Raw genomic sequence first — 13,011 nt, 5'->3', positions numbered from 1 at the left:
TGCGACTACAACTCGCCCCCCCCCACCCCACCCATCCCCACCCCCCCCCCCCCGGCCGCCCCCCCCCCCCCCCCCCCCCCCCCCCCCCCCCCCCCCCGGGGCATCCGGACCGAGGGCGTCCCGCGCGTCGTGCTGTGCGCGTCGCTGTTCTACTTCCGCCTTCCGCGGGAGCAGTGGCGGGCGCGGCTCGAACAGGTGCGGGCCTCGGGATACACCTGCGTGGACGTCTACCTGCCGTGGAACTTCCACGAGACGGCGCCCGGCCGCTGGGACTTCGAGGGCAGACGCGACGTCGCCGCCTTCCTGGACCTCGCGCAGGAGGTCGGGCTGTACGTGATCGCGCGGCCGGGTCCGTACATCTGCTCCGAGTGGGACGGGGGCGCGCTGCCGGCCTGGTTGGGCCTCGATCCCGACCTGCGGGTCCGCCAGCACGAGCCGCGCTTCCTCGCCCAGGTCACCGCGTGGTTCGACCAGGTGCTGCCGCTCCTGGCCCGCCGTCAGTACCCGGCGGACGGCCCCGTCATCATGGTCCAGTTGGAGAACGAACTGGACTTCTTCGACTGCGCGGACCGCGCGGGATATCTGACCGACCTGCGTGACCAGGCGATCCGCCACGGCATCACCGTGCCGCTCATCGCCTGCGCGGGGCAGGGCGACCTCGAAGGGGCCACCGGGAACGTCCCCGGCGTCGTACCGGCCTGCAACTTCTACCCGGACGACGACTCCCCGCACATCGAACCCGAGGTACGACGCTACGCGCAGGTGTTGGCGGAGCGTGAACTGCCGCTGCTGATCACGGAGACCAATCGGCGTCACCGGACGCTGCGCCGACTCCTGGCCAGCGGCGCCTCGTTGGTCGCGCCCTATCTCCAGTCGTCCGGGTGGAACTTCGGCTACACGCCGTCCACGGGGAACTGGGGCACCCCCGGCAACTTCATGAGCCACGGCTACGACTTCGGCGGGTACGTCTCGTCCACCGGCACCGAACGGCCCGAGTACGTCCAGGCGCAGGTGCTCGCTCGGGTGATCGACACCCTGGGACCGCACCTGGCGCTCGCCACCTCGGCCGTGCCCGGAGCGGAGGTCGAGGCCGACTTCCCGACCAGTTCGTCACCATCGGCCCTGGACCTCGACGGAGGCGGCCGGCTCATCGCCGTACCGCACCTCGGTACGACCCCGGGCAAGGCCGTCGTGAACGGCGTCCCGGTCGCCGTCGCCGCGGACTCCTGTCCGCTGATGCCGGCGAACGTACCGCTCGGGCCCTGGGGTCTCGACGCGACGCTCACCCTGGCGTCCGCGGATCTGGTGGCGGCGTCGGAGGGTGTGCTGACGTTCTCCTCCGAGGTACCGGTCACCGTCGTGCTGGGCGCAACCCGCGTCGAGATACCGGCACCGGCGGCCGGCGCGCCCGAGCGGACGGCCGTCGGGGGAGTGACACTGGTGGCGCTGGCGCCGAAGGACGCCGCGCGCCTGCGAGCGACGGACAGCGACGGCACGGTGCGTCTGGCCGACGCGCCACCTCTTCGGAGCACGACGCCGCCCACCGCCGTACGGGCCGTGCGACGGCGACCGGCCCTCGCACCTCAGGAGCCGGCGGGCTCGCACGAGGTGCCGCCGACGCTGGAGTCGCTCGGCGTGTACCGGGGGCGCGGAACCTATCGGACCACCGTGGATCTGACCGGAGTCGACGAACTGCTGCTCGTCGGCGCGGCGGACATCGTCGACCTCTCGATCGCCGGTCGGGTACATCCGACGATCGCCGGATTCGGCGCGGCACGGCGGATCGACGTCCGTGAGGCGACCGGCAGCGCCGCCGTCGAGGCCGTGGTGGAGATCTGGGGGCACGCCAACTTCGACGACGCGCGGCTGCCGGCCCTACGCCTCGGCGCGCTGCGCGGCCTCGGCACCCTGTGGACGGTGCGGGACGTGGCGGATGTGTCGGCCCTGTGGTCGGTGAGCGACCATTGGGCCGGCCGTCCGGCGCCCCTGCGTGAGCTCGGCGGGTGGAGCAGCACCCGCGTCGCCCTCCCGGTCACCTACACCCGCGACGTCCGCTCGGCCACCGCGTCGGCGTTGCTCCTGCGGGGCATGGTCGAGCCGGTGCGCCTGACGGTGGACAACGGTGAGCCGCGCACCGTGCACGCCGAGGACCCCTGGGTGGTGCTGCCCGCCGGAACACACCGGATCTCCGTCACGATGCCGCACCACCCCAGCGGCGGGGGCCTGCGAGCCGAGCTGCTCAGCCTCGAACCGGTGACGGACTGGTCGTGCGCCGCGCAGGACGACGACCTCCTGACCACGTTCGCCACCGGGGCGAGCCCCGGGCAGGGCGTTCAGCTGCCGCTGGCCCTCGAACCGGGGGAGGAGGCGTGGCTCGACGTCGACCTGCCGCCGTCCGACGACGGCTTCCTGGTTCGGCTGGACGGATCACAGATCCGAGCGACCGGATGGTCCGCCGGGGAGTGCGTGGGCCGCGTCTGGGTCGGCGCCCGGCCGGATTTCTCGGGCGGAGACTCGAACGTATTGTGGGTCCCACCGGGATGGTCCGGGCTGACCCTGTTGCTGAGGGGCACCGCCGGGTCGGGCGACGCGGAGCTTCGTACCCTGTGGCTGGAGTCCGCTGACAGCTGAAGGAGAATGGTGTCGCGGCACACGGCCCGTGATCTTAGGAGCGAGAACCGGTTCGAGGTTCTGCACGCCCTGTTCGAGCTCGGGTCGTCCACCCGTCAGGAACTCGCCCGGCACACCGGACTCAGCCCGGCGACCGTGGCGACACTGGTCACCGAGTTCCTGTCCGAGGACGTCCTGCACATCGCGACCGTGGAGCGCAACACCGGCGGGCGGCCGCAGGAGCGCCTCACCATCAACCCGGACCGCGGCCGCATGGTCGGCGTCGACGTCGCCGAGACCTACGTCGACGCCACCGTGTACGACCTCGCTCTCGGCGCGCTCGGCCAGGGCGAGATCGCGCTCGACGAGCACGAGAACGACCCGGACTATGTCATCGACGGGATCGTCCGCGCGATCGAGGCGGCCGTCGGGTCCGGCGCGACCGAGCGTGAGCGCGTCATCGGCGTCGGGGTCAGCATGCCGGGGCACGTCCATCCCGGCGCGGGCGTCTCCGTCTTCGCGCCGAACTGGGACTGGCGCGACGTCCAGATCGAGAGAATGCTGGAGAAGATCCTCCGGATCCCGGTCTACGTCGACAATCCGCTCAAGGCCCTCGCCCTGTCCGAGATGTGGTTCGGTATCGGGCGCGGCGAAGACACCATGGCCGTCGTCAACCTCGGCACCGGCGTCGGCACCGGCATCGCCGTCGACGGTTCACTGATCCGCGGCACCACCAACAACGCCGGTGAATGGGGCCACACACTGCTCCAGTTGGACGGCAGACGGTGCCGGTGCGGTCGGCGGGGTTGCGTCGAGGCGTATCTCGGTGTCCACGGTCTGCACACGACGCTCGCCGAGATCGACGTGAAACATCCCGCGCTCCGGCAGCGACGGCAGCGCGACTTCGTCGAGGCGGTCGCCGCCGGACTCGACGCGGGTGATCCGGCACTGATCGCTCTCGCCCTGCGCACCTCGCGCTACCTGGCCGCGGCCCTCGGCGACCTGGTCAACCTGCTCAACATCCCGAGGATCACCCTCACCGGCTGGACCTCGAAGGCCCTCGGCGAATGGCTGGTGCCCGCCGTACGCGACGAACTTCCGCACCATGTCCTGCCGGGTTCGCTGCCGGGCCTCACCGTCGAACCGTCCCAGGTCCCGGGCAACGCGGTGGCCCTGGGCATGGCGGCCTTCACCCTGCAGCAGTTCCTCACCCGACTCGGTCTGGCCAGCCCGGTCGGCACCCGGCCGCGAACGGACCCGGAGCACGGCGGCGACCAGTCAGGACCTGGGCGGCCGTAGGGCGTTCGGAGCTCGCAGCGGAAGCACCGTCCCCAGACGGGCGAGTGGGGACAAGGCCATCAGCAGCGGGGACAGCATCATCCCCGCGGCAGCCGCCAGGAGGCTGGTGCGCACTCCCCATTCCTGCGCGAGGAATCCGCCGAGCAGGGAGCCCAGCGGGGTCATCCCCATGCCGGCGAACGTGATCGTCGCGGCCACCCGGCCCTGCATCCCGTCCGGAGTGACGGTCTGCCGGACGGCCATGACCGTGACGTTCACCAGCTGACCGCCGGTCCCGAACACGAAGTTGACGGTGAGGAGCACGGGAACCGTCACCGCGGCGGAGCCGTGCAGCGCGGGCACACCCAGCATGACGCCGTCGCCGAGGAGCGCCGCGCCCACCAGTACGGGGCCGTACCCGAACCGTCGTGGCAGGCGGGCGGCCAGCACGGAGCCCAGGAGCGCGCCGGGTCCCGTCGCCGCGAGCGCCAGCCCGACGAAGGTGCCCGACAGGTGCAGTTCGCGCGGCAGGAAGAGCAGATAGACGGTCATCGTGGCCGCGAAGGCGAACTGGAACGCGGCCGAGGCGAGGCACACGGTCCGCAGCGAGGCGTCACCGACGACGAAGCGGACCCCCTCATGGATCCGCCGCCAGACCCGAGGGGGACGTTCCGCGTGCTGCGGCAACGGTTCGATCCGACGGATCCGCCGGATCGACAGGAAGGACAGCGCGAAGAACAGCGCGCTGGAGGCGACCGCGATCGGCGCCGACAGCAGGGACACCAACGTGCCGCCCAGAGCGGGACCGCCGATCTGGGCGGCGGACCGGCTGCCCTCCAGCGCGCTGTTGCCCCGCACCAACTGGTCGCGTTCCACCAGCCGTACGAGAGACGTCTGGTAGGCCACGTCGAAGAACACGGACAGCGCCCCGACGACGACGGCGACCACGAACAGCGCGGGTAGGCCCAGCCAACCGAGGACGCCGGCCACGGCGGTCGCACCCAGGGCCAGGCACCGGCCGACGTCGGTCAGCACCATCACGGTGCGGGCCCGCCACCTGTCCACCCAGGCGCCGACGAAGAGCGAGAGCAACAGGATCGGCGCCTGCCCCGCCGCGCGCAGCATGCCCAGTTGGCCGGCGCTGGCGTCGAGGGTCAGGACGGCGAGGAGCGGCAGGACCACCAGGCCTGCGTGTTCGCCGAGTTGGGAGGCGGTCTGCCCCACCCAGAGACTGCGGAAGTCGCTGTCCCGCCACAGGCTCGGCACAACAGATCGACCGGAATCGGATGCGGCGTGGGAAGCGGACGGCACGGGTTTCCTTCGGGTCGCCGAAAAACGAGGCCCGTCACCCGGCGCCGGAAAGGCGCGCCCGGGTTCGGACGGGAAGGCTCGCTGTGCCGCGACATCAAGGGCAGCACGCGATGACCGGCCGATACGGCCTACGACGTCAACGCGCGCTCGGACGACCGGGCATCTCTTCGCTCCTCGTGGGTCTCTCGCTCCACCCCGGACCCTAGCCCTCAACGACCCTTGCGCGAAAGGCAATTCAGACGCCGCGCGGATCGATCATCGTCGAGACAACAAGCGTGGAGCCCTGGGCCACAACCTCCCTATAGTCTATTTGGACTGATAGAGTTCGACTATGCCGCGTCGCGCTCTCGACAACCCGATCGTCCTGGCCGTGCTGGGCCTCCTGCTCGAACAGCCCTCGCACCCACACCAGATGCTCGCCGAGCTGCATCAACGCAGCGACAGCCACGCGGCGTTGATCACCCGAGGCACGCTCTACAACACGGTCGCCGCCCTGGCGGAAGCGGGTTGGGTGGCCTCGCAGGGCAGGCAGCGCTCGGGAAACCGGCCGGAGCGAACGGTCTACGCCCTGACGCAAGCGGGCCACGACGAACTCGTGCGACGCCTGGAGTCCCAGATCCGTACCCCGGAGCGGGAGCTCTCGCAGTTCCTCGGCGCGGTCACCTACCTCGGTGCTCTCGGGGCGGACGGTGCGGTGGAAGCCCTGACCGAGCGCGCCCGACGCCTCGGGCAGCGGACGTCCGCCGACGAGGAGCGTCTCTCGCAGGCCCTGGCGGCCGGGGTGCCTCGCCTGCACGTCATCGAGGCCGAGTACGCGTTGTGCCTCGCTCGCGCCGAGTCGGCATGGATCGCTTCGGTCATCGACGACATCCGCACCGGATCACTGACCTGGCCGACCGCCGCGGCGGCAACTGGCCCGTCCCCGGACCACCGCACCGAGAGGAATCCAGCACGTGACGCTGACAGCGCATGAGGGCCTGCTCTTCGGGATCTATCCGGGCTCAGTCACCGGTGACGACACCGGGGGACTGGCCGGCGGCCCGCCCGACGACCCGGCTCTCGTGTCGAACGCACTCGACCGCCTCCAGGGTCGGCCGGGCCGCCCGTTCCTGGTGCGCGCCTACACGGGCTTCGACGACGCCACCGACTTGGGCGAGCCCCACGCGACCGCGACGCCGGCCGCCGCGGCCCAGTACGCCGTCCGGGGGCGCCGCCTGGATCTGGTGGCGCAATACCAGTCCGCCGCCGGGAACGTCGACGGCTACTGCCAGTTCCTGCGCGAACTGGTCGAACAGTACGGCCCGGTCACGAGTACGCTGCAAGTCACGGAAGAGCCCGACGTCACGTCGAACCCCGTACTGGACGGCTACTACCCGGGGGTGCGTGACGCCATCGTCCGCGGAGTGTCCGTGGCCAAGGCGCGGGCACGTGAACTCGGGTACCGGCACCTGCGGGTGGGGTTCAACACCACCCCGCTCTTCGGACCGGCCGCCTCCTTCGTCACCGACCTGACCGACCGCGGCGGGGACGCCTTCATCGCCGATCTCGACTACGTCGGCCTGGACTTCTTCCCCGACGTCTTCCGGCCCGTCGCCGCGGCCGACCTCGAAGACGCCGTCGAGGGACTGTTACGCCATCACCGTGAGACGGTGCTGACCCCCGCCGGACTGGGACTCCTGCCGCTGCACATCACCGAGCACGGCTGGCCCACCGGCCCCGACCGGCCCCCGAACCGGCAGGCCGACATCGTCGAGACCGTCGTACGGGTCATCGCCGCCCAGGCGAAGCAACTGCACCTGAGCGGTTACACGCACTTCGCGCTGCGCGACGCGGACAGCGCGAAGTCAGGACTGTTCCACCAGTTCGGGCTCACCACCGATGACTACGCCCCCAAGCCCGCCTTCGACGCGATGAAGAGACTCGTCGAACGCCACGGCGCCTGAAAAGGCTGAAGCCGGACGTGGGTTCAGGCCCGGGGCGCCAAACCGCTCCGATAACATGTTCGAACTCACACGAGTGCTGTCATTGCCAGTCCTTCACCGGAAAACCGCGCTATCCGGTCCAAAGAGTCACCTATTAACTAACATCTAACAAATCGGCCAAACAATTGATATCTAACAAATCGCGGGTGTTTTCGCGACTGAACCGCAGAGACGAGCTCGCCGCGTGGCGCCAACCACGGGCGATATTGTGGGCCACGGCGGGTGTGGTGACCCTTGGATTCCTCATCGCGCTGGAGATCGCCGCGCGCGGCTACGGTCTGCCGGGGCCGCTCACGACTCAGGCGCGAGAGCTGATATTCCTGCCCAAATCGGGTTTCCTGCTGTATTTCAGCATGGCCTTGATGATGGTGGTGTTCACCTGGCGACAACGGTTGATCGCCACCGGTGTGGCGATCGGCATCGACGTCGTCTTCCTGCTGGTGCGGTTGGTGGTCCATGCCGACATGAGCGAGGGTCACCCCTTCGGCAACGGCGCGTGGTGGGTGATTCTGGGCTACGCGGTCATCGCTCTCACCCGCCGCGCCGGCCCGGAACGCGTCCTGCTGCTGAAGGGCGTCGGACTGGGTCTGCTGATGGTGGTCGGCCGCAAGGTGGGCGACACCTGGCTGCTCATCACGTCGAAGACCCGCCCCGTGGTGCTCGACCAGTACGTGGCAACCGCCGATCACGCGCTGGGCAGCCCGTCCTGGGTGGTAGGCCGGATCGTCAGGGAAACCGGCCCGATCGGCGCGCATGTTCTCGACAGCGTCTACACACTGCTTCCGGCGGCCGCGGTCGTCGTCGCGCTCTACCAGCTGCGCAACGTGGCGGCCGAGCGCCGCTTCCCGGGCCATCATCTGGTGCGCACCTTTCTGGTGATCGGCCTCCTCGGGCCGGGCATCTACATGCTCTTCCCGGTGGTCGGGCCGATCTTCGCCTACGGCCCGGGCGCCACCGGCACCGGCGGCCTGCAGTGGGCGGTGGCCGACCTGTGGCCGAACACGCCGCCACCGATCGGCACCCCGCACCTGATGACGTACGACGGGATCACCCCACGCAACTGCATGCCCAGCCTGCACACCGCATGGGCCACCGCGATCTTCATCCATTCCCGCAAGGGCTCACGGCTCCTGCGCTTCGGAGGCACGTTCTGGCTGATAGCCACGCTCGGCGCGACCCTGGGATTCGGCTACCACTACGGTGCGGACCTCGTGGCCGGCGTGGTGTTCACCTACACGATCGAGACAGCGCTGCGCGCGTTCGACCGTGGCTGGGACCGGGCGGGAATCCAACTGGTCACCTACGGTACGACGGTTTTCGCCGCGCTCCTGGTGGCCTATCGCTACCTGCCGATGGAGATGGCCAGGCATCCGTGGGTGTTCGGGCCCCTTCTCATTCTGGCGATGAGCTCAGTGGTGTACGGCTACCTGCGGACCACCAGGCAGTGGGAACCGACGTCCGCACCGACCCAACGACCGGAACCACAACTTGAACCAGTCGTGTGAGCCGGGTCGCAAGGAGGGATTCGACCCGCCCTGGACCGAACGGCGACGGATGCCGAGTGGACTGGTCGCGCTGGCACTCGGCGGGTTCGGCATCGGTCTGACCGAGTTCCTGATCGCCGGGCTGCTGCCGCAGGTGGCGTCGAGTTTCGCGGTCTCCGAGGCGGCGGCGGGGTGGCTGATCTCCGGGTACGCGTTGAGTGTCGCGATCGGTGCGATCGCGCTGACCGCGGCGACGGCACGACTGGCCCGCAAGAAGGTCCTGGTCGGCCTGGTGGCGTTGTTCGTCATCGGCAACCTGTTGTCCGCCGTGGCGCCGAACTACCAGGTGATGCTGCTCGGGCGGATCACCGCCGCGTTGTGCCACGGGTCGTTCTTCGGTATCGGTTCGCTGGTCGCTCGTGGTCTGGTCGCGCCGGAGCGGAAGTCCCGCGCGGTGGCGCTCATGTTCGCCGGGCTGACGGTCGCGAACGTGCTGGGTGTTCCGTTCGGCGCGCTGGTCGGTGAGCGCTGGGGCTGGCGGGCGGCCTTCTGGGCGGTCACCGCCATCGGTGTGCTCGCGCTGGCGGGCATCGCCGCCCTCGTCCCGAACGGCGCGGGAGAGGCACAGTCGTCACCACCGACGGGCCGCTCGGAGCCGGTCCCGCCCACCAGCCTGCGGGCCCAGTTCCGTGCGTTCCGGTCCTGGCAGGTCTGGCTGACCCTGACAGCCACCGCACTCGGCTACGGCGGGATGTTCGGCGCGTTCAGCTACCTCGCCTACACGTTCACCGAGGTCGGCGGCTTCGCCCCGTCCGACGTCCCCTGGCTGCTGATGGTGTACGGCGTCGGCCTGGTCGTCGGCAACCTGGTCGGCGGGCGGGCCGCCGACCAGGACCGTGACCGGGCCCTGATCCTCGCCCTGCTCGGACTCACCGTCACCCTGACCGTGTTCGGCCTGCTGGCCGCGAGCGCCACCGCGTCGGTGATCCTGGTGTTCCTGATGGGGCTGTTCGGGTTCGCCGGCGTGCCCGGCATGATCACCCGCGTCACCGACTTCGCCGACGGAGCGGCACTGGCCGCCAGCGCCAACGTGTCCGCCTCCAACGTCGGCAACGCCCTCGGCGCATGGCTGGGGGGCCTGGCCATCACCGCGGGCCTCGGCTACACCGCACCGCTGTACGTCGGCTCCGGCATCGCCCTGCTCTCCGTCGTGGTCATGGCCGTGGCGGCACATCGAGCCAGGCCACTCCCGCCTGCGGACTGACCGCTCCCGGTGACCGCTTCCCGCACGCCCGAGGAACAGTCCGTCCGGTCACCAAGCGTGAGCATTTTCCCAATCGTGACTGATGTACCCGATGACCGTATCCTCGTCAATACAGGGTTTTTTACGAAAAGTGGTTATCTCGGGTGTGAGAGAGGCGGGGCGTGGTTCGGTCCGACGGGGTACCGATGGCGCTGGGGCGTGCTGCGGACGGCATGGGGCCCGCTCACTTTCGTGAGCGGTTTTTGCAGGGTGAGCCGGTAGAGGGCGGCGTACGGACGACGATCCTGGGCTCGTGGCAGCGCTGCCGGTCCCTGGGCCTGTCGCCGGACCAGTCCGACCTTCCCTTCCGGGAGGATTTCGACCCGGACGGCCGGATCGTCCGCGCTGCCGAACCGGTGCTCGACCGACTGCAGGCCGCGTTCTCCGGAAGCGAGATCAACATCTCCGTCGCCGACGCGAACGGAACGGTCCTGCTGCGCCGTTTCGGCGAGACGTCGCTGGCCAGAGCTCTCCCCGCGATCCAACGCGTTCCGGGTTTCGTGTTCGCCGAGCGGTTCGCCGGAACCAACGGCATAGGTCTCGCCCTCGCGGAACGGCAACTCATCAGGGTCCACGGCGCCGAACACTTCGCGGAGCGTTCCCAGTCGAACGCCTGCGTCGCGCTTCCCGTCCGCGACCCGCTCAGCGGGCGCATCGAGGGCGTGCTGTGCTTCGGATATCCGCGCGGCGCCGAGACCCCCGCGCTGGTCGTCCTGATACGGAAGGCCGCGGACGCCGTGGAGCGGCGACTGCTCGGGCAGAGCTCCGCGCGTGAGCGCTCTCTGCTGCGGGCGTACCTGGCCACCGGGGCCGAGGACGCCGACGGCCCGCACCGCATCGTCGCGCTGGACGAACCGGCTCTCGACCTGCTTCCCCGGGACCGGGCGATCCTCATGGAGAAGGCCGCCGAACTGATCTCCCGCGCGCAGCTGGCCGCCGTCGACGTGCCCCTGCCCGGCGGCCGACGGGCCACCCTCACGAGCCGCCCGATGACGAGTGCCTCCGGGGTGGAGGGCATCGCGATCGAGGCCGTCCTCCCCGGCGCCGCGTCGGGAGACGGGGAGTCCAGCGCCGTCCCGGGCCGGGCAGACGAACTGCGGGCCACGCCTGCCGACGTCCCCGCCGCCGCACGGCTCGCCCGCCTCTCCGTCACCGCGCTGTCCACGCACCTTCCCGAAGAGCTGTCCGCGCACCTGGCCGAAGCCGCGCCCGCCCAGTCCGCCACGGACGGCAAGGACGTCACGGTCGACGGCGCGACGCACCCCCAGCCCGAACCGCCCCCCGCCGCCAGGGGGCTCGTCCTGGTGGGGGAGCCGCACGTGGGGGCGTACGCACTGGCCGCGCGACGCCGCCTGGAGCTGCTGTCCGAGGCCAGCGTCCGCATCGGCACCACCCTGGACGTGCGCCGCACCGCCGAGGAACTCGCCGAGACGGCCGTCCCGCGACTGGCCGACTTCGTCACCGTCGACCTGCCCGAGGCGGTGCTGCGCGGGGAGGAGGCCGCCGACCCCCTCAGCGACCTGCGCCGTGCGGTGGTCCACGGCATCCGCGACGACCTCCCCTTCACCCCGGCCGGCAAGCGGTCCGACTTCGGTCCGACCACACCCCAGGGCCGGTGTCTGACCAGCGGACAGGCTGTACTGGAGCCCGACCTCAAGGTCGCCGCGGGCTGGCTCGCCCAGGACCCCGAACACACCGAACGGCTGCTGGCCCACGTCCACTCCCTCATCGCCGTACCCCTCGTGGCCCGTGGTGTCGTCCTGGGCATCGCCAGCTTCTACCGCGCCCAGGACCCCACCCCCCTCGGGGACGACGACCGCTCGCTGGCCCTGGAACTCGCCGCCCGGGCCGCCCTGTCCATCGACAACGCCCGGCGCTACACGCATGAGCGCACCATGGTCCTGGCCCTGCAGCGCAGGCTGCTCCCGCACGGGCTGCCCGATCAGGACGCCGTCGAGGTCGCTCACCGGTATCTGCCCGCGGAAGCCGACGTGGGCGGCGACTGGTACGACGTCATCCCCCTCTCCGGCACCCGCATCGGCCTCTTCGTCGGCGACGTCGTCGGCCACGGCATGCTCTCCGCGGCCACCATGGGCCGGCTGCGCACCGCCGCGCGCAGCTTCGCCGAGCTCGACTTCCCTCCGGACGAGGTCCTCATCCACCTCGACAACCTGGTGGGGCGGCTGGACCGGGAGGACCCCGATGGCGAGGGCGCCGGCATCATCGGAGCGACCTGCCTGTACGCCGTCTACGACCCGACCTCGCAGCGGTGCGTCATGGCACGCGCCGGCCATCCCCCGCCCGCGATCGTCCACCCCGACGGCAACGTGTCCTATCCCGACCTGCCGGCCGGGCCCCCGCTCGGCCTCGGCGGGCTGCCCTTCGACGCCGTCGAGGTCGACCTCCCGGAGGACAGTCAGCTGGTCCTCTACACCGACGGACTCATCGAGGACCGCAACCGCGACGTCGACGCGGTCCTCGACCAGCTGCGCGGGGTCCTCGCCCATCATCCGGAGCGTGCGCCCGAGGACACCTGCCAGGCGATCCTGGACGAAGTGGCCCCCGCCCACCCCTGTGACGACATCGCCCTGCTGGTCGCCCGCACCCACGCCCTGGACCCCCGTCAGATCGCCACCTGGGAGCTGCCCGCCGACCCCGCCTTCGTCGGCGACGTCCGTGCGTCCGCCGTCCGGCAACTGGCCGACTGGGGTCTCGACGAGGCCGCGTTCGCCGCCGAACTGATCTTGAGCGAGCTGGTCACCAACGCCGTCCGGCACGGCACCGGGCCCATCCGGGTACGGCTGCTGCACGACCGGACCCTGATCTGCGAGGTCTCCGACACCAGCAACACCGCCCCGCACCTGCGTCGGGCGGCCTCCACCGACGAGGGCGGACGCGGCCTGTTCCTGGTCGCGCAGCTGGCGCGGACCTGGGGGACCCGCTACCTCGCGGAGGGCAAGGTCATCTGGGCCGAATGCGAGCTCGACGGCAGGTGAGGACGGACCCCGGCGTTCCGCGACCGGCCCGCTGACCCGTTGGGGTC

The 13,011-nt window shown here is 70.7% G+C and carries 8 protein-coding genes; 7 read left to right on the top strand and 1 reads right to left on the bottom strand.

Annotated features, from left to right (window positions below; genetic code table 11):
* Positions 1-102: 102 nt before the first annotated feature.
* Positions 103-2,631, top strand: coding sequence for a beta-galactosidase (locus ABZ027_RS39645; RefSeq protein WP_356777305.1), 2,529 nt, complete (start codon positions 103-105; stop codon positions 2,629-2,631).
* Between the two features lie 9 nt (positions 2,632-2,640).
* Positions 2,641-3,909, top strand: coding sequence for an ROK family transcriptional regulator (locus tag ABZ027_RS39640; protein ID WP_356777301.1), 1,269 nt, complete (start codon positions 2,641-2,643; stop codon positions 3,907-3,909).
* Here the strand turns inward: ABZ027_RS39640 and ABZ027_RS39635 are convergent.
* Positions 3,889-5,199 carry an MFS transporter gene (locus ABZ027_RS39635; RefSeq protein WP_356777299.1) on the bottom strand — a complete coding sequence of 437 codons (1,311 nt, stop codon included), beginning with the start codon at positions 5,197-5,199 and terminating at the stop codon, positions 3,889-3,891. The two genes, ABZ027_RS39640 and ABZ027_RS39635, sit on opposite strands and share 21 nt — an antisense overlap.
* 331 nt (positions 5,200-5,530) lie before the next feature.
* On the opposite strand from ABZ027_RS39635, the gene ABZ027_RS39630 reads away from it, so the two are divergent.
* The 5 genes from ABZ027_RS39630 to ABZ027_RS39610 all read left to right on the top strand — a co-directional run bounded on the left by ABZ027_RS39630 (position 5,531) and on the right by ABZ027_RS39610 (position 12,964).
* Complete coding sequence (locus tag ABZ027_RS39630) at positions 5,531-6,172, top strand: PadR family transcriptional regulator (protein WP_356777297.1); 642 nt, start codon at positions 5,531-5,533, stop codon at positions 6,170-6,172.
* Positions 6,153-7,142, top strand: a complete 990-nt coding sequence (locus ABZ027_RS39625; protein WP_356777295.1) for a hypothetical protein — start codon at positions 6,153-6,155, stop codon at positions 7,140-7,142. Before ABZ027_RS39630 ends, ABZ027_RS39625 begins: the two co-directional genes overlap by 20 nt.
* 263 nt (positions 7,143-7,405) lie before the next feature.
* Entirely contained in the window at positions 7,406-8,686 is a 1,281-nt protein-coding gene (locus tag ABZ027_RS39620) for a phosphatase PAP2 family protein (RefSeq protein WP_356777303.1), read from the top strand.
* Between the two features lie 49 nt (positions 8,687-8,735).
* Positions 8,736-9,929, top strand: a complete 1,194-nt coding sequence (locus ABZ027_RS39615; protein ID WP_356777293.1) for an MFS transporter — start codon at positions 8,736-8,738, stop codon at positions 9,927-9,929.
* A 185-nt stretch (positions 9,930-10,114) separates the two neighbouring features.
* Positions 10,115-12,964, top strand: coding sequence for a SpoIIE family protein phosphatase (locus ABZ027_RS39610; protein WP_356777291.1), 2,850 nt, complete (start codon positions 10,115-10,117; stop codon positions 12,962-12,964).
* The last annotated feature ends 47 nt before the right edge of the window (positions 12,965-13,011 follow it).

The organism is Streptomyces sp. NPDC006332, assembly GCF_040612855.1.
In the GTDB taxonomy this organism is placed as follows: Bacteria; Actinomycetota; Actinomycetes; order Streptomycetales; family Streptomycetaceae; genus Streptomyces.
The sequence above is the reverse complement of the archived record's forward strand: the minus strand, read 5'-3'. Positions and strand labels throughout refer to the sequence as shown.

Coding starts and splice junctions, on each gene's coding strand:
- ABZ027_RS39630 (WP_356777297.1), top strand. CDS start 5,531: ATGCCGCGTCGCGCTCTCGACAACCCGATCGTCCTGGCCGTGCTGGGC.
- ABZ027_RS39615 (WP_356777293.1), top strand. CDS start 8,736: ATGCCGAGTGGACTGGTCGCGCTGGCACTCGGCGGGTTCGGCATCGGT.
- ABZ027_RS39610 (WP_356777291.1), top strand. CDS start 10,115: ATGGCGCTGGGGCGTGCTGCGGACGGCATGGGGCCCGCTCACTTTCGT.